Below are 26,018 nucleotides of genomic sequence, written 5' to 3'. Positions count from 1 at the left end.
CGCACCAGTGCACCAGCGCACCGCCACACCGCCACACCGCCACACCGCCACACGAAGGAAACGGGGAGAACCGACCATGTTCCGACGCACCGCCACCAGTACCGCCTTCGCGGCCCTCGCGGCAGCCGCCGCCCTCGCCCTGACCGCGTCGACCACCGCCACGGCCGCCACCGCGCCCGGGTTCATCAACGGCACCGACCTGCCGCCGCACCCCACCTCCCCCTGGTACGCGGGCCAGGTCACCCAGGGGCTCCCGGAGTTCGCGCCGTTCTGCCTGGAGGATGTGCTTCCGGCGCAGGGCAGCTGGCACCGCACGTTCGGCACGGAGTTCGACACCGGCGCCGTCCAGATCTCCGTACGGGCCGCCTCCGCCACGGCCGCCGCGAAGCTGGCCACCACCCTGGAACGCAAGGTCGCCGCCTGCGCCGCCGACTGGCTGCGGACGACCCCGGGCGGCACCGCCTCGTGGGAGGACTACGGGAAGCTCCCGGTAGAGGAGGGCGCGCACGTCTACGGGGTGCACACCTCGATCCCGGAATCCGAGCCGGGCGTCCACCTCTACGGCATCGGACGCGACGGCTCCACGGTGACCGTCGTGCAGTGGGGCCAGATGGGCAACCTGTCCCACGCCCCCGTCGCCGACTTCAAGAAGACGACCACGAAGGCCGTGAACAAGCTCAACCCGTAGCCCGTAGCCCGTAGCCCGTAGCCCGTAGCCCGCAGCCCGAAGCCCGAAGCCGCAGCCCGTAGCCCGGCCTCCCGCCGGCCGGAGTGGGACCATGGACATGAGGCGATGACCATGCGTTCCGGGAACGAGCCGGTGACCGCCCGCAGTCCGCTGCGGCTGCGGTTCTGGCTGAGCTTGTGGGGGCTGATCTGGGCCGCCGCCGGGACGGTCGCGTTCGCGCTGGCCGGCCGTCCCGGATGGGCGGCGGCCTGCGGGGCGGTCGTGCTGCTGGCGGCCGTGGACCTCGCGGTCGTCCTCCACCACATCCACCAGGGCCCGCACTACCAGCCCGGCCCCGACATCCCCCCGTACGAGCCGCCGCATCACTAGTCACAGCACTAGGGCGTCCCGCCCCGGGGCTACTGCTCGAAGCGGGCCGCCTCCAGGTACTCCGGCTGCGGGTCGAGGGCTGCGGCCAGCCGGAAGTGCTTGCGCGCCTGCTCGGGCCGGCCGGAGCGCTCGTGGGTGCGGGCCAGCGCGAAGTGGGCGAAGGCGTTGTCCGGCTCCCGCTCCAGTACCAGCTCGAACTCCAGCTCCGCCGGGCGCAGTTGGGCCGCGGCGAAGAAGGCCCGGGCGCGCAGCAGCCGGGCGGCCGTGTTCTCGGGGTGGGCGGCTATGACCGAGTCGAGCAGCTTGACCGCGCCCCGCGGGTCGCGTGCGGCGAGCAGCTGCTCGGCGGCCCGGAAGTCGATGACGTGCGTCTCCGGGCTCGCCGACTGGGGCGACGACGAAGACGAGGAGTGCGGCGTGGTGTCGGACACGATCGGTTCCTTCCCTCTACGGGCGCGTTCAACGCCTCGCCCTGCGCCCGCTATTCCGCCGGGTGCACCGGGTGCACCGACTGCGCCGCACGCGCGGTGAGCTCTGCCCACACCTTGCGCACCTGCGGCTCCAGCATCTCCAGCGGCCCGTCGTTGTCGATCACCAGGTTCGCCACCGCCAGCCGCTGCTCCCGCGTGGCCTGCGCGGCCATCCTGGCCCGTGCCTCCTCCTCGGCCATCCCGCGCAGCGCGGTCAGCCGCGCCAGCTGCGTCCGCGGCGCCGCGTCCACCACGACCACCAGGTCGTACAGCGGCGCCAGGCCGTTCTCCGTGAGCAGCGGTACGTCGTGCACCACGATCGCGTCGGCCCCCGCAGCGGCCTCCAGCTCGGCCGACCGGGCCCCGACCAGCGGGTGCACGATCGCGTTGAGGGTCTGGAGCTTCGCCGGGTCGGCGAACACGATCGACCCCAGCTTCGGACGGTCCAGCGTCCCCTCCGGGGTCAGCACCGTCTCCCCGAAGGCCGCCACGACGGCCGCGAGCCCCGGCGTTCCGGGTTCGACGACTTCCCGCGCGATCCGGTCGGCATCCACGATGACCGCCCCGTACCCCGCCAGCAGTCGCGAGACCTCGCTCTTGCCGGCACCGATTCCGCCCGTCAGGCCCACTTTCAGCATGTTGTTCAGCCTAGACGCCGCCCCCGACGCCCCCACAGCCCCCTGCGTTCAGTTCTCGCCCTCGCGCTCGGCGAGGAACCGCTCGAACTCGCGCCCGATCTCGTCCGCCGACGGGATCTCCGCAGGCTCGGCGATCATGTTCCCCCGGGTCTCGGCTCCGGCGGCCGCGTCGTACTGGTGCTCCAGTCCCTGGACCAGGCTGACCAGTTCCTCGTCGCCCTCCCGGATCTGCCGGTCGATCTCCGTCTGCGTGCGGTGCGCCTCCGTGCGCAGGGCGTGCGCCACGGCGGGCAGGACGAGCCCGGTGGCCGCCGTGATCGCTTCCAGCACCGTCAGCGCCGCGTCCGGGTACGGGGAGCGGGCGACGTAGTGCGGTACGTGCGCGGCGACGCCCAGCACGTCGTGCCCGGCCTGGGCCAGACGGAACTCCACCAGCGACTCCGCGCTGCCGGGAACCTGCGCCTCGTCGAAGGGGCTGCGGTGGCCCGGCATGAGGTCGGTGCGGTTGCCGTGGGGGGTGATGCCGACGGGCCGCGTGTGCGGGACGCCCATGGGGATGCCGTGGAAGTTGACCGAGAGCCGCACGCCGAGGCGCTCGACGATCTGCCGGACGGCGACGGTGAACCGCTCCCACTCCACGTCCGGCTCGGGGCCGGAGAGCAGCAGGAAGGGGGCTCCGGTGGCGTCCTGGACGAGCCGGACCTCCAGCAGGGGCTCCTCGAACTCCGTCCAGTGGTCGCGCTGGAAGGTCAGCAGCGGGCGGCGGGCCCGGTAGTCCACCAGCCGGTCCGCGTCGAACCGCGCCACCACCTGGTGGGGCAGGGTGTCCAGGAGCCGCTCGACGATCTGCTCCCCGGCCTCACCCGCGTCGATGTACCCCTCGAAGTGGTACAGCATGACCAGCCCGGCCGAGTCCTGGGCGAGCGCCAGGTCGGCCACCGCCAGGCCCTTGGCGTCCCATTCGTACAGACCCTGTGGATCAAGCACCGTCACCACTCCTCCCTCGTCGCGTTCTCTGCCAAGAACGTGCAAGGAGGCTCCACCATTCCCCAGTTGGCCGGTTTCACGCGAACGCAACGGATCAAGGGGCCGATGGGGCGCAGGAGGGCGGGGCAACGCGACAAGGCCCGCCCCCCGAAGGGGACGGGCCTTGTCGTTCAGCTCAACCAGCTCGGCTCACACCGGAGTGTGATGCGCGCTGCGATCAGCTCTGGCCGCCGGCCAGCTTCTCGCGGAGCGCGGCCAGGGCCTCGTCCGACGCCAGGGCGCCGGAGGTCTCGTCCGACTCCGAGGAGTACGAACCACCCGAGATGCCCGCACCGGCGCTGGCGCCGGCGGCCGGGGCGGCAGCACCCTCGGCAGCGGCGGCCTCGTCGGCCTCGCGGCTCTTGATGACCTGAGCCTGGTGCTGCTCGAAGCGCTGCTGCGCCTCGGCGTACTGGGTCTCCCAGGTCTCGCGCTGCTTGTCGAAGCCCTCGAGCCAGTCGTTGGTCTCGGGGTCGAAGCCCTCGGGGTAGATGTAGTTGCCCTGGTCGTCGTACGACGCGGCCATGCCGTAGAGGGTCGGGTCGAACTCGACCGAGGCCGGGTCGGCACCGAAGGACTCGTTGGCCTGCTTCAGCGACAGCGAGATCCGGCGACGCTCGAGGTCGATGTCGATGACCTTGACGAAGATCTCGTCGTTGACCTGGACGACCTGCTCCGGGATCTCCACGTGGCGCTCGGCCAGCTCGGAGATGTGGACCAGACCCTCGATGCCCTCGTCCACGCGGACGAACGCACCGAACGGAACCAGCTTGGTGACCTTACCCGGGACGACCTGACCGATCTGGTGGGTCCGGGCGAACTGCTGCCACGGGTCCTCCTGCGTCGCCTTCAGCGACAGGGAGACACGCTCGCGGTCCATGTCAACGTCGAGAACCTCGACGGTGACCTCCTGGCCGACCTCGACAACCTCGGACGGGTGGTCGATGTGCTTCCAGGACAGCTCGGAGACGTGGACGAGACCGTCGACGCCACCCAGGTCCACGAAGGCACCGAAGTTGACGATCGAGGAAACGACGCCGGAGCGGACCTGACCCTTCTGCAGGGTGGTGAGGAACGTCTGGCGAACCTCGGACTGGGTCTGCTCGAGCCAGGCGCGGCGGGACAGGACCACGTTGTTGCGGTTCTTGTCCAGCTCGATGATCTTCGCCTCGAGCTCCTTGCCCACGTAGGGCTGGAGGTCGCGGACGCGACGCATCTCGACGAGGGAGGCCGGCAGGAAGCCGCGGAGGCCGATGTCGAGGATGAGACCACCCTTGACGACCTCGATGACGGTACCGGTGACGATGCCGTCTTCTTCCTTGATCTTCTCGATCGTGCCCCAGGCACGCTCGTACTGAGCGCGCTTCTTGGACAGGATCAGACGGCCTTCCTTGTCCTCCTTCTGGAGAACCAGGGCCTCGATCTCGTCGCCAACCTTGACGACCTCGTTCGGGTCGACATCGTGCTTGATCGAGAGCTCACGGCTCGGGATCACGCCTTCGGTCTTGTAACCGATGTCGAGCAGGACCTCGTCCCGGTCGACCTTCACGATGACGCCGTCGACGATGTCGCCGTCGTTGAAGTACTTGATCGTCTCGTCGATCGCGGCGAGGAATGCTTCCTCGTCACCGATGTCGTTGACCGCAACCTGCGGGGTGGTGGCGGTGGTCTCGGTGCTGCTCGTCATGTGGGTAAGGGCTCCGGTTACGGACAGAAAGTCGTAGGTACTGCTACGCCGGGAGCCCTTATCGGCATCTGCCGATGAAGCCGGACAGCCAAGGAGACCCCCATTTCCGCGAAGAGCGGCGGGGCCCCGAAAACCGAGGGGACATCAACAGATACAAGCGCAGCCTGCTAGGTCTGAGGAGCACAGGCTCGCAGCGCAACTTGTAGCATACGGGGGCAGCCGGACACGGTCAATGCGCGAAGGCGGACACCTCCGGCGGATCGCCGTATAACCGGCACAATTCGTGGGCGGGGAAGCTCTGATGACACTTCCCTGCCACTTTCCACGGCGAGCCACAGCCAGCCGCGGGCATCCACAGACATCCACAGACATTCGCAGACTACGACGACGGGCCCCATGAACCAAGAGGACTACGCCCCCGAAGACGCGTACGACGCCGATCCGGGGTCCGGTGACGGCTCCGACGACGCCGAGGCCACCCGGCGTGACGCCGGGGAAGCGGAGAGCAGCCGGGCCAGCCGCGGCTGGTGGGACCGCAACGCCGACGAGTACCAGAGCGAGCACGGCGCCTTCCTCGGCGACGACCGCTTCGTATGGGGGCCCGAGGGGCTCGACGAGGCGGACGCTGCCCTCCTCGGTCCCGCCGCCTCCCTCAAGGGCAAGGACGTCCTGGAGATCGGTGCCGGCGCCGCCCAGTGCTCGCGGTGGCTCGCAGCCCAGGGCGCCCGCCCGGTCGCCCTCGACCTCTCCCACCGCCAGCTCCAGCACGCCCTGCGCATCGGCGATGACGTACCCCTCGTGGAGGCCGACGCCGGGCGGCTGCCCTTCCGCGACGCCTCCTTCGACCTGGCCTGCTCCGCCTACGGAGCCGTCCCCTTCGTCGCCGACCCGGTGAACGTGATGCGCGAGGTGCGCCGCGTGCTGCGCCCCGGCGGCCGCTGGGTCTTCTCCGTCACCCACCCCATCCGCTGGGCGTTCCCCGACGAGCCCGGCCCCGAGGGGCTGTCCGTCGCAGCCTCCTACTTCGACCGCACCCCGTACGTGGAGCAGGACGAACAGGGCCGCGCCGTGTACGTCGAGCACCACCGCACGATCGGCGACCGGGTCCGCGACGTGGTGGCGGGCGGCTTCCGCCTGGTCGACCTGGTCGAGCCGGAGTGGCCCGAGTGGAACAGCCAGGAGTGGGGCGGCTGGTCCCCGCTGCGCGGCAACCTGATCCCGGGCACGGCGATCTTCGTATGCGAGAGGGACTGATCCCTTGATCCGCCAGGCCGCCCTCGACTCCCTTCCCGTACGGGAGGCCGTGCCCGCGCTCGTCTCGGCCCTGGACGAGCACGGCGCCGCCGTGCTCTGCGCCCCGCCCGGCACCGGCAAGACAACGCTGGTGCCGCTGGTACTGGCGGGGCTGATGGGTGGCGGGCCCCGGCAGCGGGTCGTCGTCGCCGAGCCGCGGCGGATCGCCGCCCGGGCGGCCGCGCGGCGGATGGCCTGGCTGCTGGGCGAGGCCGTCGGCGGCTCGGTGGGCTTCACGGTGCGCGGGGAGCGGGTGGTGGGCCGCGACACGGTGGTGGAGGTGGTCACCACCGGTGTGCTGTTGCAGCGGCTCCAGCGGGACCAGGAGCTGGCCGGCGTGGACCTGGTGATCCTGGACGAGTGCCACGAGCGGCACCTGGACGCGGACACCGTCGCCGCCTTCCTGCTGGACGTACGGGAGACCTTGCGCCCCGAGCTCCGGCTGGTGGCGGCTTCGGCGACGACCGATGCGGCCGGGTGGTCGCGGGTGCTGGGTCAGGGCCGTCCGGGCGGCGCGCCGGTGGTGGAGGCCGCGGGGGTCTCGTACCCGGTGGAGACGGTCTGGGCCCCGCCGGCCCGGCCGGTGAAGCCCCCGCACGGGATGCGGGTGGACCCGGCGCAGCTGACGCACGTGGCCTCGGTGGTGCGGCGGGCGCTGGCGGAACGTTCCGGCGACGTCCTGTGCTTCCTGCCCGGCGTCGGGGAGATCGCCCGGGTGGCCGGGCAGCTGGGCGGTGTGGACGCGGAGGTGCTCCAGGTCCACGGACGGGCCCCGGCCGCGGTGCAGGACGCGGCGCTGACGGCCTCGGATCACCGCCGGGTGATCCTGGCGACGGCGGTCGCGGAGTCCAGCCTGACCGTGCCCGGCGTGCGCGTGGTGGTGGACTCGGGGCTTGCCCGCGAACCCCGGATGGACCATGCCCGCGGGCTGGGTGCCCTGGCGACCGTACGGGCCTCCCGCGCGGCCGGGCGCCAGCGGGCCGGCCGGGCCGGGCGTGAGGCGCCGGGCGCGGTGTACCGCTGCTGGACGGAGGCCGAGGACGCCCGCCTCACCTCCTTCCCGGCGCCGGAGATCCGCATCGCGGACCTGGCGCAGTTCGCGCTGCAGGCGGCCTGCTGGGGCGACCCGGACGCGGCCGGTCTGGCGCTGCTGGACCCGCCGCCCGCCGGAGCGATGGCCGCGGCCCGGGAGGTACTGGTGGCGGTCGGCGCGGTGGACGGCGCCGGGCGGCCGACCCCGCGTGGGCTGCGGATGGCCCGGGTGGGGCTGCACCCGCGGCTGGCGCGGGCCCTGCTGGACGGGACCTCGGCCGTCGGCTCCCGCCGGGCGGCGGAGGTGGTGGCGCTGCTCAGCGAGGAGCCGCCGCGGGAGTACGGGGACGACCTGGCCGCGGCCTGGCGTTCGGCCCGCCGGGGCGGCGACGCCTACGCGGCCCGCTGGCGCACGGAAGCCCGCCGCCTGGAGTCCGCTGCGCGGGGCGATTCCCCCACCCCGCCCCTTCCCGAAACCGGGGCTTGCGACCCCGGGCGCCGCTCCCGGGGCTCCGCCCCGGACCCCCGCGCCTCAAACGCCGGCGAGGCTGAAAGTGCGGGCGGCCGCGGCCAAAATCCAGCCCCGCCGGCGTTTGAGGCGCGGGGTCTGGGGCGGAGCCCCAGTGACGACGCCGCGGCCGGGCTCGTCGCAGCCCTGGCGTTCCCGGAGCGGGTGGCCAAGGCCAAGGGTGAGGGGGCGTTCCTCATGGCCTCCGGGACCGGGGCCGAGCTCCGTGACGGGTCGCCGCTGCGCCGCGCACCCTGGCTGGCCGTGGCCGTCGCCGACAGGCCCCCGCACTCCGCATCCGCCCGCGTCCGGCTCGCCGCCGTCATCGACGAGGACACCGCCCTGGCCGCCGCCGACCACCTGCGGAACCAGGGAGAAGAGGTGCACTGGGAGGACGGGGAGCTCGTCGCCCGCGAAGCAACACGCCTCGGGGCCATCGAGCTCGCCACCCGCCCGTTGCGCGAGCCCGACCCGGCCCTCGTACGGGCCGCGCTGCTCGACGGACTCCGCGCCGAGGGGCTCGGCCTGCTGCGCTGGTCCCCGGACGCCCGGCAGCTGCGGGCCCGGCTGGGCTTCCTGCACCGGACGCTCGGCGGCGCCTGGCCCGACGTGACGGACGACGGCGCCCTGCTGGACCGCGCCGGTGAATGGCTGGAGCCCGAGCTGTCGCGGGCCCGGCGCCGGGCGGACCTCGGGCGGATCGACGCCGGTCAGGCCCTGAACCGGCTGCTGCCGTGGGCCACCGGCGAGGCTTCCCGGCTGGACGAGCTGGCTCCGGAACGGCTGGAGGTGCCCAGCGGATCCCGGATCCGGGTGGACTACTCCGCCGAGCAGCCGGTGCTCGCCGTCAAGCTCCAGGAGCTGTTCGGGCTGGCCGAGACCCCCAAGGTCGCGGGTGTGCCCGTACTCGTCCATCTCCTCTCCCCTGCCGGACGGCCCGCCGCCGTCACCGCCGACCTCGCCTCCTTCTGGCAGGGCGGCTACCGGGCCGTCCGTGCCGAGCTGCGCGGCCGCTACCCCAAGCACCCCTGGCCCGAGGACCCGTCCACCGCCGAGCCCACCCGCCACACCAACGCCCGGCTCAGGCGCTGAGCTCCTCCTGCGGACCGCGTCGGCTCCTCGCCTCCAGCCACAGCGCGAGCGCGAGGAGCACCAGGCCGCCGGCCGCCAGGCCGATCGGGGCGTAGGTGTGCAGGGCGAGGACCTTCGTACGGTTCGAGGCGACCAGGTCGAAGGTGTACTTCGCGTAGTCCTCGCGCATCTTCACGTGCCCGGCGAAGGCGGTGAGCTTGCCGTCGGGGCCGCTCGCCGCGATCCCGCCGCGCATCTCCTGCCGGATCTCCTGCTCGGCGTTGACGGGGGCCCCGGTCACCGGGTCGACCCAGAACATCGCCTTCGTCGTGTACCAGAGGGTGGTGCCGGTGGTCTGCTCGATGGTCGCCGGGTCGATGCCCTCGATCGGCATCTTCTTCGGCATGGCGACCTTGGTCCACGGGACGGTCTGCTCGAAGTAGTAGACCTCCATGCCCCGGTACGTGCGCGGGCCGACGTAGTGGATCGGCGAGGAGGTACGGGTCTGCGCGTCGAAGTAGAGGTAGTCGCGCGGCTCGGTGAAGAACGGCCACTTGAACTCGATGCCCTCGCGCTTGACGGCGTCCCCGTCGACCATCTCGCCGGTGGCGTGCACCGGGTCCTGGGTGTGGGCGTCGAAGATGTAGCGCTCGGGGATCTGGGAGACCATCTTCCCGTCCGGGTCGATGATGTGCGTCAGCGTGTCCCAGACGACGACGTCCTTGCCGGCGCTCGCCTCGATCTCCTTCGACGCCTCGACGTTGCCCTTGAGGGTCTGGACGATGGTGACCTTGTCGACCTTCTTGGGCTGCATGCCGTTGAAGTAGTCGAGGAGGGTCGCGTCCTTCGCCTCCAGGACCATCTCCTGGTACTGGTTCGGCGGGATCTTGGCGAGCCGCGGGTACGCGTACCAGCGCAGCAGCGGTGCGAGGGCCGCGCAGAACACGGCTAGGGCCAGCAGGACAAGGCTCGCTCTGCGTCGCATGGCCGGGCCCTCCTCTACTTTCCGGGCGCGGGGGGCGCGGTGGTGAGCAGGGGCTTGGGTGAGGTCTTGCCTTCGGGCGCCCCGAGCGCCGTGATGGCGAGGACGAGGAGCACCGCGAGGACGAGCCCGCTGGCGGCGGCGATGAATGCGCGCATGCCGGGCCTCCGGAATCTGATAGGGCGTCAGGGCGGAGGCACCGTAGCAACGCGGAGGCGAGATGAGAACCGTTCGACTACGGGGTTTCCCCCGGGCCGGTCGCCGCCGGCGTGGGTGACGGGGACGCGGACGGAGACCCGGACGGCGAGGTGGACGGGGAAGGCCTGGGTCCGGGCTTCGCCGTCGTGGTGGCCGTCGGGGAGGGGCTCGTTGACGGGCTGGGCGTGGGCTTCGGGCTCGGCGTGGGGGTGGGAGTCGGCGTGGGGGTGGGGGTGGGGGTGGGAGTCGGCGTGGGAGTCGGGCTCGGCGTCGGAGTAGGCGTCGGCGTGGGTGTCGGCTTCGGTGACGGGGTCGGCGTGGGTGTCGGCGACGGGGTCGGCGCAGGTGTGGGAGTGGGGCTCGGCTTCGGGTCCGGCTTCGGCGGTGTCACCGCGGGCGCGGGCGTGCCCCCCGTGTCCGGGACCTCGTGCGTCCCCTTGAGGTAGTACGTGAACCAGGACCGCACCGTCCGCAGGTACTCCGCGGAGTGGTTGTAGGAGAGCACGGCCCGGTCCAGGTCCGCCTCCACCCGCAGGTCCCGGGTGCCCGCACACAGGTACCGGCCGGCCGCGAGGGCCGCGTCGTGCACGTTGTTCGGGTTGCGCCGCCCGTCGCCGTCCGCGTCCTGGCCCCAGGCCGCCCACGTGGAGGGGATGAACTGCATCGGCCCGACCGCCCGGTCGTACCTGGCGTCCCCGTCGTACGCCCCGCCGTCCGTGTCCGGGATGTTCGCGAAGCCGTTGCCGTCGAGCACGGGGCCCAGGATCGGCCGCACCGTGGTCCCGGACGCGTCCACCTGCCCGCCGCGCGCCTGCCCGGACTCGACCTTGCCGATCGCCGCGAGCAGCTGCCAGCGCAGCCCGCAGCGGGCGTCGCTCTCCCCCACCGTCTTCTCCGCCCGCAGGTAGGCGGCGAGCACGCTCGCCGGTATCCCCTGCGCGCCCTGGCCCACGGCCACGTCCACGACCGCCGGAACGGTCCCGGCGGCCTGTTCGGCGGGGGCGGAAGGCTGCTCGTCCGGCAGCACCACCGCCGGCGGCTCGGGGCTCACCAGCGGCGGCAGTTCGGTGAAGTAGGAGGTGTCCCCTCCGGTTCCGGCCTCCGGGAGGGGCTGCGGGCCGCCCTCCCCTGCCGCCGAGATCCGCTCCGCGCGGGCGCCGGCCGGCCCCTGGGAGGCGGTCACCGCGGCGACCACCAGCGCGGAGACCAGGGCTGCCGCCGCGCCCCTGCGCAGCCTACGTCCGAATATTCGAGCCGACATGAGCCGGACCCCTCCCCCTCGACGTCCGCGTGACCCTACGTCAACTGCCTGCACGGGGCACGCACGATGGGGTGGAATTCACCACATCCCCACGTCCCGTGCAGGTCGCGCATACTGGCCGGACCGACAAGATCCAGGAGAAGTGCCATGCCGTTCACCCTCAGCCATGCGGCCGCCGTCCTTCCGGCCGTGCGCCGGACCGGGCGGGCGCGGGGGCCGTTGGTCGCCTCGGCGCTGGTCCTCGGATCGTTCGCGCCGGACACGTTCTACTTCGCCGACGCGGTCGTCGAGGGGGTCATGTCGTACGGCACGTTCACGCATTCGCTGCCGGGTGTGCTCACCGCCGACGCCGCGCTCACGGCCGCCCTCGTGGCGTGCTGGCTGCTGCTGCGCGAGCCGCTGATCGCACTCCTGCCGCGCGCCTGGCGGGGCCGTGTGCACGCCTTCGTGCGCGGCGAGCACTGGCGGGGGCGCCAACTGCTCTCGCTCGCGCTCTGGTTCTACCTCTCGGCGGTCGTCGGCTCCCTCACGCACGTCGTGTGGGACAGCTTCACGCACCTGGACCGCTGGGGGACGAACGCGCTGCCCGAGCTCGGTGAGCCGCTCGCCTTCGGCCTGCCCCTCTACTCGTACCTCCAGTACGGGACTTCGGCGATCGCCGCCTGCGCCCTCCTCTGGTTCACGGCGACCGCCCTGCGCCGGCTGCCGCCCTCTCCGGTTCCCGCGTCCGTGCCGGTGCTGACCCGCGCCGAGATCGGGTGTGCGCTCGCCCTGCTCGTGGTGTGCGTGGCGGCCGGGGTCACGATGCGCATGATCCGCTTCTTCACCTTCTTCGACCGGATCCGTACGCCGCTCGACATCATCCCGACCGTCTGCTTCGGGGCGGGCGGCGGCCTCGCCGTGGCCCTGCTGCTGTACGGGGTCCTCGTACGGGTCCGGCACCGCGGCGACCGCGCCGGCAGTACGCGGGAGGACGTGCGAACGCCCGTCCCCACCGCATAGCGGGGACGGGCGTCCGGTGAACCCTGCGCGGGCGGGTCAGTGCGCGGCGGACTCCCAGTCGGAGCCGACGCCCACGGACACGTCCAGCGCGGCCCGCAGCTCGACGGCGGCGCCCATCTCGCGGCGCACCAGCTCCTCGACCTGCTTCCGCTCGCCCGGGGCGATCTCCAGCACGATTTCGTCGTGGACCTGGAGCAGCATCCGCGACTTCAGCCCGGCCGCCGTGATCGCCCGGTCCACGCGCAGCATCGCGACCTTGACGATGTCGGCGGCGGTGCCCTGGATCGGGGCGTTGAGCGCCATCCGCTCGGCGGCCTCGCGGCGCTGGCGGTTGTCGCTGTTGAGGTCGGGCAGGTACCGGCGGCGGCCGAAGACCGTCGCCGTGTAGCCGGTGGCGCGGGCCTCGTCCACCACGCGCTGGAGGTAGTCGCGGACCCCGCCGAAGCGCTCGAAGAAGGTTTCCATCAGGCCGCGCGCCTCGGCGGGCTCGATGTTCAGCTGCTGGGCGAGCCCGAACGCGGACAGCCCGTACGCGAGCCCGTACGACATGGCCTTGATCTTGCGGCGCATCTCGGCGTCGACCTGCGACCGCTCCACCCCGAACACCTGGGAGGCGACGGTGGTGTGCAGGTCCTCGCCGGTCGCGAAGGCCTCGATCAGGCCCTCGTCCTCGGAGAGGTGGGCCATCACGCGCAGCTCGATCTGGCTGTAGTCGGCGGTCATGAGGGACTCGAAGCCCTCGCCGACGACGAAACCGCGGCGGATCGCGCGGCCCTCGTCGGTGCGCACCGGCACGTTCTGCAGGTTGGGGTCGGTGGAGGACAGCCGTCCGGTCGCGGCGACGGTCTGGCTGAAGCTGGTGTGCACCCGGCCGTCGGCGGCGATGGTCTTGACCAGGCCCTCGACGGTGACGCGCAGCTTGGCCTGCTCCCGGTGCCGCAGCATGATCACCGGGAGTTCGTGGTCGGTCTGCGTGGCCAGCCAGGCCAGCGCGTCCGCGTCCGTGGTGTAACCGGTCTTGGTCTTCTTGGTCTTCGGCAGGTCCAGCTCGCCGAAGAAGACCTCCTGGAGCTGCTTGGGCGAGCCGAGGTTGAACTCGTGGCCGACCGCCGCGTGCGCCTCCTTCACCGCCTGCTGCACGGCTCCCGCGAACTGCTGCTCCATGGCCTCCAGGTGGTCGCGGTCGGCGGCGATGCCGGACCGCTCCATCCGGGCCAGCAGCTCGGACGTCGGCAGCTCCATGTCGTGGAGCAGCTCGGCGGCGCCGACCTCGGCGAGCTTGCCGGTGAAGGCATCGCCCAGGTCCAGGACGGCGCGGGCCTGCCCCATCAGCGCCTCCGCCTCGGCCGTCTCGTCGGCGCCGAAGGCCAGCTGCCCGTCGGCGGCGGCCGGCGCCAGCTCGCGGTGCAGGTACTCGTTGGACAGCACGTCCAGCGCGAAGGACCGGCGGCCCGGCTTGACCAGGTAGGCGGCGAGCGCGGTGTCCATGGTGACGCCCGCCAGGGTCCAGCCGTGCTCGGGGAAGACCCGCATCAGGCCCTTGGCGTTGTGCACCACCTTCGGCTTCTCCGCATCGGCGGCCCAGGCCGCGAAGGCCCGCTCGTCCGCCTCGTCCAGCTCGGACGGCTCGAACCAGGCGGCCGCCCCTGCGGCCGACGCCAGCGCGATCTCGCTGACGTTGCCCTGGCCCAGCGCCCAGCTGTCGACGGTGGAGATGCCCAGCGGCGCGCCCGCGTGGGCCTCGAGCCACGGAGCGAGCTCGCCCGCGCCGAGCACGGAGCCGTCCAGTTCCACACTCGCCGCGGCCGGAGCCGGGGGCTCCTCCTCGGCCGCGCCCGGGTCCACGGCGAGCAGCCGCTCGCGCAGCGAGGCGTTGCGGATCTCCAGCACGTCCAGCACGCCGAGCATGGCGGACCGGTCGTACGGGAGGCGGGTCAGGTCGGCCGGGGTCTTGGGCAGCTCCACGTCCTTGACCATCTCGGTCAGGACCCGGTTGAGCTTGACGGCCTCCAGGTGGTCCCGGAAGTTCTGCCCGGCCTTGCCCTTGACCTCCTCGGCGCGCTCCACGAGCTCCGCGAACGACCCGAACTGGGTGATCCACTTGGCGGCGGTCTTCTCGCCGACGCCCGGGATGCCCGGCAGGTTGTCGGACGGGTCGCCGCGCAGCGCCGCGAAGTCCGGATACTGCTGCGGGGTGAGCCCGTACTTCTCCTCGACCTTCTCCGGCGTGAACCGGGTGAGCTCGGAGACGCCCTTGGTCGGGTAGAGCACGGTGGTGTGCTCGGAGACCAGCTGGAAGGAGTCGCGGTCGCCGGTGACGATCAGCACGTCGAAGCCGAGGGCCTCCGCCTGCGTCGCCAGCGTCGCGATCACGTCGTCGGCCTCGAAGCCGTCGACGGCGAACCGCGGCACGTGCATCGTGTCGAGGAGCTCGCCGATCAGCTCGACCTGCCCCTTGAACTCGTCGGGGGTCTTGGAGCGGTTCGCCTTGTACTCGGGGAACTCCGTCGAGCGCCACGTCTTGCGGGACACGTCGAACGCCACCGCGAAGTGCGTGGGCGCCTCGTCGCGCAGCGTGTTCGCCAGCATCGACGCGAAGCCGTAGATGGCGTTGGTCGGCTGGCCCGTCGCGGTCGTGAAGTTCTCCGCGGGCAGCGCGAAGAACGCCCGGTACGCCAGGGAGTGCCCGTCCATGAGCATCAGGCGGGGGCGGTCCGCTGCGGTCGTCTGGTCCGTCTTCTTCGATGCTGTCTCTGCCACGCCCCCGATCCTAGGCGCCCCCACCGACAAATCCGGACGGCCTGTGGGGCCCGGCAAATCCGGCGTCGGCGATGTCGGCGGGGCGTGACAGGATCGGAGGCGTACGTGCAGACAGCTCGAAGGGGAGCGCCATGGCCACCAAGCCGCCCGCAGGTGATCCGGTACAGGACGCGCCGCAGGTCGCGTCCCCGAAGCGCGCGGCCGCCGGGCTGCCCGCGATCGGGCACACGCTGAAGATCGCGCACCAGCAGATGGGCCTGGCCCGTACCGCCCGCACCCTGCTCAAGGTCAACCAGAAGGACGGCTTCGACTGTCCCGGCTGCGCCTGGCCCGAGGGCGACAAGCGGCACACCGCCGAGTTCTGCGAGAACGGCGCCAAGGCCGTCGCGGAGGAGGCGACCCTGCGCCGGGTCACCCCGGAGTTCTTCGCCGCGCACCCGCTGGCCGACCTGGCCACGCGCTCCGGGTACTGGCTGGGCCAGCAGGGCCGGATCACGCAGCCGATGTATCTGCCGGAGGGCGGCGACCGGTACGAGGCGGTCAGCTGGGAGCGGGCCTTCGCGGTCATCGCGGAGGAACTGACCGCCCTCGCCTCCCCCGACGAGGCCCTGTTCTACACCTCGGGCCGCACCAGCAACGAGGCCGCGTTCCTCTTCCAGCTCTTCGCCCGCGAGTTCGGCACCAACAACCTGCCCGACTGCTCCAACATGTGCCACGAGTCCTCGGGCTCCGCGCTGAACGAGACCATCGGCATCGGCAAGGGCAGCGTCTCCCTCGAAGACCTCCACCAGGCCGAGCTGATCATCGTCGCCGGGCAGAACCCGGGCACCAACCACCCGCGCATGCTCTCCGCCCTGGAACAGGCCAAGTCCGCCGGCGCGAAGATCATCTCGGTGAACCCGCTGCCCGAGGCCGGAACGGAGCGGTTCAAGAACCCCCAGAACCCCCTCGGCATGTTCAAGGGCACCGCCCTGACCGACCTCTTCCTGCAGATCCGCATCGGCGGCGACCAGGCCCTCTTCCGCCTCCTGAACAAGCTGGTCATCGAGGCGGGCGGCGCCACCGACGAGGCCTTCATCGCCGAACACACCCATGGCTACGAGGAGTTCGCGGCCGCGGCCAAGGAAGCGGACTGGGCCGAGACCCTCACCGCCACCGGGCTGACCCGGCCCGAGATCGAGCAGGCGCTGGCCATGATCCTGGCCTCGAAGCGCACCATCGTCTGCTGGGCCATGGGCCTCACCCAGCACAAGCACGCCGTCGCCACCATCCGCGAGGTCGTCAACCTCCTCCTGCTGCGCGGCGACATCGGCCGCCCCGGCGCGGGCGTCTGCCCCGTCCGCGGCCACTCCAACGTCCAGGGCGACCGCACCATGGGGATCTTCGAGCGCCCCGCGCCCGCCTTCCTCGACGCCCTCGACAAGGAATTCGGGATCACCTCGCCGCGCGGGCACGGCTTCGACGTGGTCCGCTCCATCCAGGCCCTGCGCGACGGCGAGGCCAAGGTCCTCTTCGCCATGGGCGGCAACTTCGTCGGCGCCACCCCCGACACCGAGGTCACCGAGGCCGCGATCCGCCGCGCCTCCCTGACCGTGCACGTGTCGACCAAGCTCAACCGCTCCCACGCGGTCACCGGCCGGCGCGCCCTGATCCTGCCCACCCTCGGCCGTACCGACAAGGACGTCCAGGAGAGCGGCAAGCAGTTCGTGACCGTCGAGGACTCCATGGGCATGGTCCACTCCTCCCGGGGAAACCTCGCCCCGGCCTCCCCGCACCTGCTCTCCGAGCCCGCGATCGTGGCCCGCATGGCCCGCGCCGTCCTCGGCACGGCCTCGACGACCCCGTGGGAGGAGTTCGAGCGGGACTACGCGACGATCCGCCACCGGATCTCCCGCGTGATCCCGGGCTTCGAGGACTTCAACGCCCGCGTGGCCCGCCCCGGCGGATTCCAGCTCCCGCACGCCCCGCGCGACGAGCGCCGCTTCCCCACGAAGACCGGCAAGGCCAATTTCACCGCCGCGCCCGTGGAGTACCCGCGCATCCCGGCGGGGCGGCTGCTCCTGCAGACCCTGCGCAGCCACGACCAGTACAACACCACGATCTACGGCCTCGACGACCGCTACCGCGGGATCACCGGCGGCCGCCGCGTCGTGATGGTCAACCCCGAGGACGCCGCCGAGCTGGGGCTCGCCGACGGCGCGTACACGGACCTGGTCGGTGAATGGAAGGACGGCGTGGAGCGGCGGGCCCCCGGCTTCCGCGTCGTGCACTACCCGACCGCCCGCGGCTGCGCGGCCGCGTACTACCCCGAGACGAACGTGCTGGTCCCGCTCGACTCCACCGCGGACACCAGCAATACCCCGGCGAGCAAGTCCGTCGTCATCCGCTTCGAACCGGCCTGATAGAACGACCTCAGGACAAGCAGGTTAACGAGCGTTGACGAACGGAGCCGGCCCATGGGCGAGCAGCACGCAGTGAAGTTCCCGCAGGAGGTCCTCGACGAGTACGCGGCCCTGGGCATCGACCTGCCCGCGCTGTTCTCGGCGGGCGACCTCGGCGAGCGGATGGACATCAAGATCCTGGAGGCCTCGGCCGAGCGGGTCGTGGCCACCATGCCGGTCAAGGGCAACACCCAGCCGTACGGGCTGCTGCACGGCGGGGCCTCCGCCGTGCTCGCCGAGACCCTCGGCTCCGTCGGCGCCATGATGCACGGCGGCATCACCAAGATCGCCGTCGGTGTGGACCTGAACTGCACCCACCACCGGGGCGTGCGCTCCGGCACGGTCACCGGAGTCGCCACCCCCGTCCACCGGGGCCGCTCCACCACCACCTACGAGATCGTGATCAGCGACGAGCAGGAGCGGCGCGTCTGCACCGCCCGCCTGACCTGCCTGCTGCGCGACGCCGATCAGGCCGCTGCCGGAGCCTGAACCGGCCACAGCCACGGACCTTCCGCAGGCCCGGACCCCGCCCCGCGCGCGGCAGGTCCGGGCCTGCGCCCGTCCGCCCCCGACCCGACCGGAATGCGCCAGTCCGCGCCCATTCCGGCCGCCGCTGTTGTGTCACCGATGGTGACCGCCTACCTTCCCCTCATGGGGACCCTGCCACGCTCCACGGTCCGGTACGCCGCCTCCGCCCTGCTGGCCGCGCTCGCCCTGACCGGATGCTCGCCTTCCGCCCCACCCCCCGCGGCCGGCACCGGGACCCCGGCACCCAGCCCTTCCTCCCCCGCGCAGATCTGCACCAGCCTCGTGTCCTACTGGGCGAAGGAGACCCTCCTGGGCACCAAGTGGTCCGGTCTGGACTGGGAACAGAAGGGGCTGTCCAACGACCAGTACGCGATCCACGAGGAAGCCGTGGCCGCGGGCCGCGTCGAGGAGCGAACTGCCGGACAGGGCAAGGCACTTGAGCTGATCGACCGGCTCGTCGCCCAGCGCTGCGCCGAGCAGAACGGTGCGACGTGGAGCTCGGAGAACTGGCGGCCCCCGGCGTGAGCCAGGTCACCGCATTCCCGAGCACGCTGTCCGGCTTCCGGGCACTCGGCACCGCGGGGCCGAACCGCAGGTGAGGGGCACTTTCACGCCGAGGGCAAGATCCATCCGAGCGAAATGGATCACCCTCGCCCACCCTCGCACATCACTCTGCGTATTGGTCACGTCGTATGTAATCCCGCCTTTTCCCCTGCGAATGACCACCTGGTGAATTCTCCCGGACACACGCAGCCACATTTGGCGCAATTTGATCTAAGACAGGTGCATGGAGGCCTCAAGCCCCTTAGGGGAGCAGGTATTTCTCACGATGCGGACGTTCTCTCATGTCGCAAAACGTCCGTTTTGTCCACACTCCCACCACGCATTCTTGGCCTTGGCATAACAAGAGCGTCACATCCTCCTTTCTCCGCTCCCCGTGTTCACCACCTCGGGCCTAGAGTCACGGCCAGTCACCGCGCCGCTGGGCGCGACCAGCACGGCCGCTGTACTCCCAGTGCGGCCCGGCGACCGAACGGCACCTCACAGAGGGAGCCGCGCCAGGGAAAGGAAGAATCGTGCGACACCGTTCTTTGCTCGTCCTCACCACCGTGATCACCACGGGAGCACTGACCCTCACCGCCTGCGGATCGCGCGACGAGGCGAAGTCCGGGGACAAGACCGACGGCAAGAAGACCGTCGTCGTCATCGGCGTGGACGCCCCCCTCACCGGCTCGCTCTCCGCCCTTGGCCAGGGCATCAAGAACTCGGTTGACCTCGCGGCCAAGACGGCCAACAAGAACAACGAGGTCCCCGGAATCGAGTTCAAGGTCGAGGCCCTCGACGACCAGGCGGTCCCCGCCTCCGGTCAGGCCAACGCCACCAAGCTCGTCGGCAACAAGGACGTCCTCGGCGTCGTCGGCCCGCTGAACTCCGGCGTCGCCCAGCAGATGCAGGGCGTCTTCGCCTCCGCCAAGCTGGCGCAGGTCTCCCCCGCCAACACCAACCCCTCGCTCAGCCAGGGCGACAACTGGGGCAAGGGCGAGTTCAAGCGCCCCTTCGACACCTACTTCCGCACCGCCGCCACCGACGTGGTCCAGGGCAAGTTCGCCGCCCAGTACCTCTTCAAGGACGCCGGCAAGAAGAAGGTCTTCGTCGTCGACGACAAGCAGACCTACGGCGCCGGCCTGGCCGCGATCTTCTCCGACGAGTTCAAGAAGCTCGGCGGCGAGGTCGTCGGCACCGACCACGTCACCGTGAAGGAGACCGACTTCTCCTCCACCGCCGACAAGGTCAAGTCCTCCGGCGCCGACTCCGTCTACTTCGGCGGCCAGTACCCCGAGGGCGGCCTGCTCGCCGACCAGATCAAGAAGACCGGCGCCGTCATCCCGCTCATGGGCGGCGACGGCATCCAGGACCCGGCGTTCATCAGCGCCTCCGGTGAGGCCAACGAGGGCGACCTCTCCACCTCCATCGGCTACCCGGTCGAGAAGCTCCCCACCGCCAAGACCTTCATCGCCGACTACCAGGCCGCCGGTTACAAGGACCCGTACGCCGCCTACGGTGGCTACTCCTACGACGCCGGCTGGGCCGTCATCCAGGCCGTCAAGGCCGCTGTCGCCGCCAACAACGGCAAGCTCCCGGACGACGCCCGCGCCAAGGTCGTCGAGGCTCTCGGCAAGGTCTCCTTCGAAGGCGTGACCGGCAAGGTCGCCTTCGACCAGTACGGCGACACCACCAACAAGCAGCTCACGGTCTACAAGGTCGAGGGCGGCAAGTGGATCGACGTCAAGAGCGACACCTTCAACCAGTAATCCCCACGTCCCGCTAGCCGGGACCCCGGGCCGGTCCGTCCCGACGGCCTGACCCCCTCAAAAAACCAGCCGCGCGAGGGCGCAAACAGCGCCCTCGCGCGGAGTCTTATCCGACACGCTCATCGGAGGCCCTGCGGTGCACGAACTGCCGCAACAGCTGGCCAACGGCCTTGCCCTCGGTGCCCTTTATGGCCTCATCGCCATCGGGTACACCATGGTCTACGGCATCGTCCAGCTCATCAACTTCGCCCACGGCGAGATCTTCATGATCGGCGGCTTCGGCGCGCTCACCGCCTACGCCATCCTCCCGACCGGCACCTCCCTGCTGATCGCGATACCCGTCATGATCGTCGGAGGCGCACTCGCCTCGGTCCTCGTCGCCACCGCAGCCGAACGCTTCGCCTACCGCCCCCTGCGCAGCGCCCCCCGGCTCGCCCCGCTCATCACCGCAATCGGCCTCTCGATCGCGCTCCAGCAGCTTGTCTGGCAGTTCTACCCGGACGCCAAGAAGGCCGTCAGCTTCCCTGAGTTCAAGGGCGCCGCCTTCAAGATCACCGACAGCCTGGCCATCCAGCGCGCGGACCTCTTCGTCCTCATCCTCGCCCCGCTCTGCATGCTCGCCCTCGGCGTCTTCGTCTCCAAGAGCCGCAGCGGCCGCGCCATGCAGGCCACCGCGCAGGACCCCGACACCGCGAAGCTCATGGGCATCAACACCGACCGCATCATCGTCATGGCCTTCGCCATCGGTGCCGCGTTCGCCGCCGTCGCAGCCGTCGCCTACGGCCTCGACAAGGGCCAGATCAACTTCGAGATGGGCTTCATCCTCGGACTGAAGGCCTTCACCGCAGCCGTCCTCGGCGGCATCGGCAACATCTACGGCGCCATGGTCGGCGGCGTCGTCCTCGGCCTCGCCGAGGCCCTCTCGATCGCCTACATCGAAGAGATCCCCGGCATGTCGCAGCTCGGCGGTGGAGCCTGGTCCAACGTCTGGGCGTTCGTACTCCTCATCGTCGTCCTCCTCGTGCGGCCACAAGGCCTGCTCGGCGAGCGCGTCGCGGATCGGGCGTGAGAACCATGACCACCAACACCACCCCGCAGACCGCCGTCGCCAAGCAGGGCCCCGCCCCCGCCGCACTCCTCTACGCGGTCATCGGCGGCAGCCTCCTCACCATCGTCAGCGCCTTCCTCGCCTGGACCTGGACCGACGAGTTCCCCGGCGACCTGACCTACTACGGCAGCCCGGCGCCCATCCAGACCCTCAGCCTGATCGCCGGACTCCTCACCGCCGCCTTCGCGCTCTCCGCGCTCGGCGTCAAGGGCCTGCGCTGGCTCACCCCCACCGGCGCCCGCAAGCCCGTCTGGGTCCTCGCGCTCGGCACCCTCGCCGGCACCTGGTTCACGGTCATCGCCATCGCCACGGTCCTCGGCGGCTTCGCCCACCTGGAACCCGGCGCCTACGTCGCCCTCGTCGGCTCGCTCATCCCGGCCCTCGCCGCGTACAAGCTCCCCGACGACAGCCACAAGGCGGCCACCGCCAAGCAGCTGCCCTCCTGGGCCGAGATCCTCATCATCACCGGCGTCTTCGCCCTCGGCCTCTACGTCATCACCTTCGGCATCGACACCGATGACAAGGAACCGCAGCTCTTCGTCACGTACCTGCTCACCGTCGGCTTCGCGGGCTTCGCCCTCCTCAAGGCCGGCCTCTTCGACCGGCTCGGCAGCCTCACCGCGAAGCACCGCCAGGTCACGCTCCTCGGCACCGCGGCCGCCGCGATCGCCTTCCCGTTCATCCAGCAGAGCGGCGACACCTACACGCTCATCGCGGTCAACATCCTGATCTTCGCGACCGTCGCCCTCGGCCTCAACGTCGTCGTCGGCCTCGCCGGCCTCCTCGACCTCGGCTACGTCGCCTTCCTCGGCGTCGGCGCCTACGCCGCGGCCCTGGTCTCCGGCAGCACCGCCTCCGCCTTCGGCATCCACCTCCCCTTCTGGGCGGCGGTCATCGTCGGCGCACTCGCCTCGCTCATCTTCGGCGTGGTCATCGGCGCACCGACCCTGCGCCTGCGCGGCGACTACCTCGCCATCGTCACCCTCGGCTTCGGAGAAATCTTCCGCATCGCCATGGGCAACCTCGACGGCGACTCCGGCCCGGACATCACCAACGGCCCCAACGGCATCCCCAACATCCCCCACCTCGACCTGTTCGGGTGGAACTTCGGGGAGTCCCACACGGTCGGCGGCATCGTCCTCGGCGCCTACGCCAACTACTACTTCCTGATGCTGCTCGTCATGGCCCTGGTCGTCCTGATCTTCGCCCGAGCCGGCAACAGCCGCATCGGCCGAGCCTGGGTCGCCATCCGCGAGGACGAGACCGCCGCCGAAGCCATGGGCATCAACGGCTTCAAGGTCAAGCTCATCGCCTTCGCCCTCGGCGCCACCCTCGCCGGCCTCGCCGGCACCGTCCAGGCACACGTCAACAGCACGGTCGTCCCCGAGAACTACGTCTTCGCCGGGCCCGTCCCGCCGAACTCCGCGTTCCTCCTCGCCGCCGTCATCCTCGGCGGCATGGGCACCATCCGCGGCCCCATCCTCGGCGCCGCACTGCTCTTCCTGATCCCGGCGAAGCTGGCCTTCCTCCAGGACTACCAGCTCCTCGCCTTCGGCATCGCCCTCATCCTGCTCATGCGCTTCCGCCCCGAAGGCCTCATCGCCAACAAGCGGGCGCAGCTCGAGTACCACGACGACACCGCTGACCAGGCCCCCACGGACCTGGCCACCGCCAAGGCGGGGGCGTGAACACCATGACGACCACCACGGACACCACCACCAAGACCACGGTTCTCGAAGCCAAGGGCGTCACCATGCGCTTCGGCGGCCTCACCGCCGTCAAGGGCGTCGACCTCCAGGTCAACGCGGGCGAGATCGTCGGACTCATCGGCCCCAACGGCGCCGGCAAGACCACCTTCTTCAACTGCCTCACCGGGCTGTACGTCCCCACCGAGGGAAGCGTCAGCTACAAGGGCACCGTCCTGCCGCCCACACCCCACAAGGTCACCGCAGCAGGCGTCGCCCGCACCTTCCAGAACATCCGGCTCTTCCACAACATGACCGTGCTGGAAAACGTCCTCGTCGGACGCCACACCCGCACCAAGGAAGGCCTCTGGTCCGCCATCCTGCGCGGCCCCGGCTTCAAGAAGGCCGAAGCCGCCAGCGAAGCGCGCGCCATGGAACTCCTCGAGTTCATCGGCCTCCAGCACAAGGCCGGCCACCTCGCGAAGAACCTCCCCTACGGCGAACAGCGCAAGCTCGAAATCGCCCGCGCCCTTGCCAGCGACCCCGGACTCATCCTCCTGGATGAGCCCACCGCCGGCATGAACCCGCAGGAAACCCGCGCCGCCGAAGAACTCATCTTCGCCATCCGCGACATGGGCATCGCCGTCCTCGTCATCGAGCACGACATGCGCTTCATCTTCAACCTCTGCGACCGCGTCGCCTGCCTCGTCCAGGGCGAGAAGCTCATCGAGGGCACTGCGGCAGAGGTCCAGGGCGACGAGCGCGTCATCGCCGCCTACCTCGGCACCCCCTTCGAGGGCGCGCCCGGCGACGAAGAAATCGCCGAGGTCGAAGCCGCCGAAGCCCACGCGGAAGCCGAAGCCGAAGCAGCGGACTCGGACGCCGAGACCGACGCGGACGCCGACGCCGACGCGGACAGCACCACCAGCACCACCAGCACCACCAGCACGGAAGGAGAGGCCAAGTGACCGCACTGCTCAAGGTCGACGACCTCAAGGTCGCCTACGGCAAGATCGAAGCCGTCAAGGGCATCTCCTTCGAAGTCAACGAAGGCGAAATCGTCTGCCTCGTCGGCACCAACGGCGCCGGCAAGACCACCACCCTTCGCACCCTCTCCGGGCTCCTCAAGCCCACCGCGGGCAGCATCACCTTCGACGGCAAACCCCTCGTCGGCGTCCCCGCCCACAAGATCGTCTCCATGAAGCTGGCGCACTCCCCCGAGGGACGCCACATCTTCCCCCGGCTGACGATCGCCGAAAACCTCCAGCTCGGCGCGTTCCTGCGCACCGACAAGGACGGCATCGAGAAGGACATCCAGCGCGCCTACGACCTCTTCCCCATCCTGGGAGAGCGCCGCAAGCAGGCCGCCGGCACCCTCTCGGGCGGAGAGCAGCAGATGCTCGCCATGGGCCGCGCCCTCATGTGCCAGCCCAAGCTCCTCATGCTGGACGAGCCCTCCATGGGCCTCTCCCCGCTGATGATGCAGAAGATCATGGCCACGATCGCCGAACTCAAGGCGACAGGCACCACGATCCTCCTGGTCGAGCAGAACGCCCAGGCCGCCCTCTCGCTCGCCGACACGGCGCACGTGATGGAAATCGGCAAGATCGTGCTCTCCGGCACCGGCCAGGAACTCCTCCACAACGAGGACGTCCGCAAGGCCTACCTCGGCGAGGACTGATCACACACGTGTGAGGCCCGCCTCCCCTCGGGGGGAGGCGGGCCTCACGCACGTCCAGGATCAGACACCCGCCGCGAACGCACCCCCGGCACCGAAGACCTGCTCCGCGAAACGCTCACCGATAAGACGGTGACCCGCCGCATCCGGGTGCAGCCGGTCCGGCAACGGAAGCTCGGCGAACTCCTTCTCGCCGTACAGCGAAAGACCGTCCAAGTAGTACAGGTTCGGGTCCTCGGCCGCCCGCTGCTCCGTGATCCGGGCCAGCTCGTCCCTGATCACCCTCAGCGTCAGCTTCCCGGCCGCGACCTCCGCCTCGTCACCCGTCGCCCGGTACCGCATCACGTTCCCGTCGGGGTCCGGCGCAGTCGGACCCGGCGTGTCCTCGTGCATCGGACACAGCACCGGAGAGATCACCAGCAACGGCGTCTCAGGGTGCCCCTCCCGGATCGTGTCCAAGAACCCGTGAACGGCCGGGGCGAAGGCACGCAGCCGCATCACATCGGTGTTGACGAGGGCGATGCCGATCTTGACGCTGATCACGTCCGCCGCAGTGTCCCGCATCGCACGCGCGGTGAACGGATCGAGAAGCGCATTGCCGCCCAGCCCCAGATTGACCAGCTCCACACCGCCCGCAGCCGCCGCCACCGCCGGCCAAGTCCCCGACGGGCTCTCCGCGTTGGAACCCTGACTGAGCGAACTGCCGTGATGCAGCCACACCCGGCGGCCGCTCTCCGGCGCAACCTCCACCGGAGCATCCGTACGCAGAGCGATCAGCTCCGTGCGCTCGTTGTGCGGCAGCCAGATCTCGACGTCCTTCATCCCCGCCGACAACCCGGCGAACCGGGCCGTACCCGGCTCGCCGGAATGCGTTGAGGATTTCAGGGTCAGCATGTTGAAACGGAACTCATGGCCACCGGCCACAGTGGCCTGGCCCGCCAGCCCACCGTCCACCACCAGGTCGTACACCCCGTCCGGGCTGTCCTGACCACCCTCGAACACGATCTTCGTCGGCATCGTGTCCAGCTCGATGGCGGTCGCCCGGGTACGGAACACCAGCCGCACACCGGACGGCTGCGCCTCCACCGTGGCCAACTGCGCGGCCGGGTGCTGCTTCCGCGCCCGGGCCGGCATCCGGTGCGGCAGCAGGCCGTACTCGGTGCGCTCCACCTCGATGGCGCCGCGCAGCAGCGGCTCGATGGGCGTGGTGATCCATTCCGTCACGTCAGAGGTCATGATCCCAGGCTGCCGACCGGCACTCGAGGCCCGCCGGTGCGGGCC

22 protein-coding genes are annotated in these 26,018 nt (G+C 70.8%); 13 read left to right on the top strand and 9 right to left on the bottom strand.

Annotated features, from left to right (window positions below):
• Positions 1–76: 76 nt before the first annotated feature.
• Positions 77–688, top strand: coding sequence for a hypothetical protein (locus JIW86_RS29285; RefSeq protein WP_257556805.1), 612 nt, complete (start codon positions 77–79; stop codon positions 686–688).
• A 111-nt stretch (positions 689–799) separates the two neighbouring features.
• Complete coding sequence (locus tag JIW86_RS29280) at positions 800–1,057, top strand: DUF6343 family protein (RefSeq protein WP_215141573.1); 258 nt, start codon at positions 800–802, stop codon at positions 1,055–1,057.
• 29 nt (positions 1,058–1,086) lie between these two features.
• Here JIW86_RS29280 and JIW86_RS29275 read toward each other — a convergent pair whose 3' ends face one another.
• The 4 genes from JIW86_RS29275 to rpsA all read right to left on the bottom strand — a co-directional run bounded on the left by JIW86_RS29275 (position 1,087) and on the right by rpsA (position 4,878).
• A complete protein-coding gene (locus JIW86_RS29275) occupies positions 1,087–1,488 on the bottom strand; it encodes a tetratricopeptide repeat protein (protein ID WP_215141553.1) in 402 nt (133 codons plus the stop codon).
• Positions 1,489–1,538: 50 nt separating this feature from the next.
• Positions 1,539–2,165 (bottom strand): dephospho-CoA kinase, encoded by a 627-nt coding sequence (gene coaE / locus JIW86_RS29270; protein ID WP_257556804.1) that lies wholly within the window; start codon positions 2,163–2,165, stop codon positions 1,539–1,541.
• 48 nt (positions 2,166–2,213) lie between these two features.
• The gene (locus JIW86_RS29265) at positions 2,214–3,152 is read right to left on the bottom strand and encodes a PAC2 family protein (protein ID WP_215141548.1); all 939 of its coding nucleotides are present in this window, start codon (positions 3,150–3,152) and stop codon (positions 2,214–2,216) included.
• A 217-nt stretch (positions 3,153–3,369) separates the two neighbouring features.
• On the bottom strand, positions 3,370–4,878 hold the full coding sequence (gene rpsA, locus JIW86_RS29260) for a 30S ribosomal protein S1 (RefSeq protein ID WP_257556803.1): 1,509 nt from the start codon (positions 4,876–4,878) through the stop codon (positions 3,370–3,372).
• 396 nt (positions 4,879–5,274) lie between these two features.
• Here rpsA and JIW86_RS29255 point away from each other — a divergent pair, with 396 nt between their 5' ends.
• Both JIW86_RS29255 and JIW86_RS29250 read left to right on the top strand, forming a co-directional pair.
• A complete protein-coding gene (locus JIW86_RS29255) occupies positions 5,275–6,132 on the top strand; it encodes a class I SAM-dependent methyltransferase (protein ID WP_215141544.1) in 858 nt (285 codons plus the stop codon).
• A 4-nt stretch (positions 6,133–6,136) separates the two neighbouring features.
• Positions 6,137–8,803, top strand: a complete 2,667-nt coding sequence (locus JIW86_RS29250; RefSeq protein WP_257556802.1) for an ATP-dependent RNA helicase — start codon at positions 6,137–6,139, stop codon at positions 8,801–8,803.
• Here the strand turns inward: JIW86_RS29250 and JIW86_RS29245 are convergent.
• The 3 genes from JIW86_RS29245 to JIW86_RS29235 all read right to left on the bottom strand — a co-directional run bounded on the left by JIW86_RS29245 (position 8,793) and on the right by JIW86_RS29235 (position 11,223).
• Positions 8,793–9,767 (bottom strand): DUF3068 domain-containing protein, encoded by a 975-nt coding sequence (locus JIW86_RS29245; protein WP_257556801.1) that lies wholly within the window; start codon positions 9,765–9,767, stop codon positions 8,793–8,795. The genes JIW86_RS29250 and JIW86_RS29245 overlap by 11 nt on opposite strands.
• A 14-nt stretch (positions 9,768–9,781) precedes the next feature.
• Positions 9,782–9,922, bottom strand: coding sequence for an SPW_0924 family protein (locus JIW86_RS29240; RefSeq protein WP_215149930.1), 141 nt, complete (start codon positions 9,920–9,922; stop codon positions 9,782–9,784).
• A gap of 77 nt (positions 9,923–9,999) precedes the next feature.
• A complete protein-coding gene (locus JIW86_RS29235) occupies positions 10,000–11,223 on the bottom strand; it encodes a lytic transglycosylase domain-containing protein (RefSeq protein WP_257556799.1) in 1,224 nt (407 codons plus the stop codon).
• A gap of 147 nt (positions 11,224–11,370) precedes the next feature.
• On the opposite strand from JIW86_RS29235, the gene JIW86_RS29230 reads away from it, so the two are divergent.
• Positions 11,371–12,225 (top strand): DUF4184 family protein, encoded by an 855-nt coding sequence (locus JIW86_RS29230; protein ID WP_257556798.1) that lies wholly within the window; start codon positions 11,371–11,373, stop codon positions 12,223–12,225.
• A gap of 36 nt (positions 12,226–12,261) precedes the next feature.
• Here the strand turns inward: JIW86_RS29230 and polA are convergent, their stop codons facing one another.
• Positions 12,262–14,985, bottom strand: a complete 2,724-nt coding sequence (gene polA / locus JIW86_RS29225) for a DNA polymerase I (RefSeq protein ID WP_257556797.1) — start codon at positions 14,983–14,985, stop codon at positions 12,262–12,264.
• 131 nt (positions 14,986–15,116) lie between these two features.
• On the opposite strand from polA, the gene JIW86_RS29220 reads away from it, so the two are divergent.
• The 8 genes from JIW86_RS29220 (at position 15,117) to JIW86_RS29185 (ending at position 24,740) form a co-directional block, all read left to right on the top strand.
• Positions 15,117–17,387: an FdhF/YdeP family oxidoreductase gene (locus tag JIW86_RS29220; protein WP_257556796.1), complete on the top strand. Its 2,271-nt coding sequence runs from the start codon at positions 15,117–15,119 to the stop codon at positions 17,385–17,387.
• Between the two features lie 54 nt (positions 17,388–17,441).
• The gene (locus JIW86_RS29215) at positions 17,442–17,915 is read left to right on the top strand and encodes a hotdog fold thioesterase (protein WP_215149935.1); all 474 of its coding nucleotides are present in this window, start codon (positions 17,442–17,444) and stop codon (positions 17,913–17,915) included.
• 162 nt (positions 17,916–18,077) lie between these two features.
• Complete coding sequence (locus JIW86_RS29210; protein ID WP_257556795.1) at positions 18,078–18,479, top strand: hypothetical protein; 402 nt, start codon at positions 18,078–18,080, stop codon at positions 18,477–18,479.
• 551 nt (positions 18,480–19,030) lie between these two features.
• A complete protein-coding gene (locus tag JIW86_RS29205; protein ID WP_257556794.1) occupies positions 19,031–20,266 on the top strand; it encodes a branched-chain amino acid ABC transporter substrate-binding protein in 1,236 nt (411 codons plus the stop codon).
• A 136-nt stretch (positions 20,267–20,402) separates the two neighbouring features.
• On the top strand, positions 20,403–21,335 hold the full coding sequence (locus JIW86_RS29200) for a branched-chain amino acid ABC transporter permease (protein ID WP_215149937.1): 933 nt from the start codon (positions 20,403–20,405) through the stop codon (positions 21,333–21,335).
• 5 nt (positions 21,336–21,340) lie between these two features.
• Positions 21,341–23,062, top strand: coding sequence for a branched-chain amino acid ABC transporter permease (locus JIW86_RS29195; RefSeq protein ID WP_257556793.1), 1,722 nt, complete (start codon positions 21,341–21,343; stop codon positions 23,060–23,062).
• A 5-nt stretch (positions 23,063–23,067) separates the two neighbouring features.
• Positions 23,068–24,027 carry an ABC transporter ATP-binding protein gene (locus JIW86_RS29190; RefSeq protein ID WP_257559479.1) on the top strand — a complete coding sequence of 320 codons (960 nt, stop codon included), beginning with the start codon at positions 23,068–23,070 and terminating at the stop codon, positions 24,025–24,027.
• Entirely contained in the window at positions 24,024–24,740 is a 717-nt protein-coding gene (locus JIW86_RS29185) for an ABC transporter ATP-binding protein (RefSeq protein ID WP_257556792.1), read from the top strand. The genes JIW86_RS29190 and JIW86_RS29185 overlap by 4 nt, the downstream gene beginning before the upstream one ends.
• A 60-nt stretch (positions 24,741–24,800) precedes the next feature.
• Here JIW86_RS29185 and JIW86_RS29180 read toward each other — a convergent pair whose 3' ends face one another.
• A complete protein-coding gene (locus JIW86_RS29180) occupies positions 24,801–25,973 on the bottom strand; it encodes a GDSL-type esterase/lipase family protein (RefSeq protein ID WP_257556791.1) in 1,173 nt (390 codons plus the stop codon).
• Positions 25,974–26,018: the final 45 nt, after the last annotated feature.

The organism is Streptomyces sp. NBC_00162 (assembly GCF_024611995.1).
Classification (GTDB): Bacteria; Actinomycetota; Actinomycetes; order Streptomycetales; family Streptomycetaceae; genus Streptomyces.
This window is presented reverse-complemented; position numbering and strand designations above follow the sequence as displayed.

What these genes read in the sequence shown, in the direction of transcription:
- JIW86_RS29285 (WP_257556805.1), top strand. Translation starts at nt 77, where the DNA reads ATGTTCCGACGCACCGCCACCAGTACCGCCTTCGCGGCCCTCGCGGCA.
- JIW86_RS29280 (WP_215141573.1), top strand. Translation starts at nt 800, where the DNA reads ATGCGTTCCGGGAACGAGCCGGTGACCGCCCGCAGTCCGCTGCGGCTG.
- coaE (WP_257556804.1), bottom strand. Translation starts at nt 2,165, where the DNA reads ATGCTGAAAGTGGGCCTGACGGGCGGAATCGGTGCCGGCAAGAGCGAG.
- rpsA (WP_257556803.1), bottom strand. Translation starts at nt 4,878, where the DNA reads ATGACGAGCAGCACCGAGACCACCGCCACCACCCCGCAGGTTGCGGTC.
- JIW86_RS29255 (WP_215141544.1), top strand. Translation starts at nt 5,275, where the DNA reads ATGAACCAAGAGGACTACGCCCCCGAAGACGCGTACGACGCCGATCCG.
- JIW86_RS29245 (WP_257556801.1), bottom strand. Translation starts at nt 9,767, where the DNA reads ATGCGACGCAGAGCGAGCCTTGTCCTGCTGGCCCTAGCCGTGTTCTGC.
- JIW86_RS29240 (WP_215149930.1), bottom strand. Translation starts at nt 9,922, where the DNA reads ATGCGCGCATTCATCGCCGCCGCCAGCGGGCTCGTCCTCGCGGTGCTC.
- JIW86_RS29235 (WP_257556799.1), bottom strand. Translation starts at nt 11,223, where the DNA reads ATGTCGGCTCGAATATTCGGACGTAGGCTGCGCAGGGGCGCGGCGGCA.
- JIW86_RS29230 (WP_257556798.1), top strand. Translation starts at nt 11,371, where the DNA reads ATGCCGTTCACCCTCAGCCATGCGGCCGCCGTCCTTCCGGCCGTGCGC.
- JIW86_RS29220 (WP_257556796.1), top strand. Translation starts at nt 15,117, where the DNA reads ATGGCCACCAAGCCGCCCGCAGGTGATCCGGTACAGGACGCGCCGCAG.
- JIW86_RS29215 (WP_215149935.1), top strand. Translation starts at nt 17,442, where the DNA reads ATGGGCGAGCAGCACGCAGTGAAGTTCCCGCAGGAGGTCCTCGACGAG.
- JIW86_RS29210 (WP_257556795.1), top strand. Translation starts at nt 18,078, where the DNA reads ATGGGGACCCTGCCACGCTCCACGGTCCGGTACGCCGCCTCCGCCCTG.
- JIW86_RS29195 (WP_257556793.1), top strand. Translation starts at nt 21,341, where the DNA reads ATGACCACCAACACCACCCCGCAGACCGCCGTCGCCAAGCAGGGCCCC.
- JIW86_RS29190 (WP_257559479.1), top strand. Translation starts at nt 23,068, where the DNA reads ATGACGACCACCACGGACACCACCACCAAGACCACGGTTCTCGAAGCC.
- JIW86_RS29180 (WP_257556791.1), bottom strand. Translation starts at nt 25,973, where the DNA reads ATGACCTCTGACGTGACGGAATGGATCACCACGCCCATCGAGCCGCTG.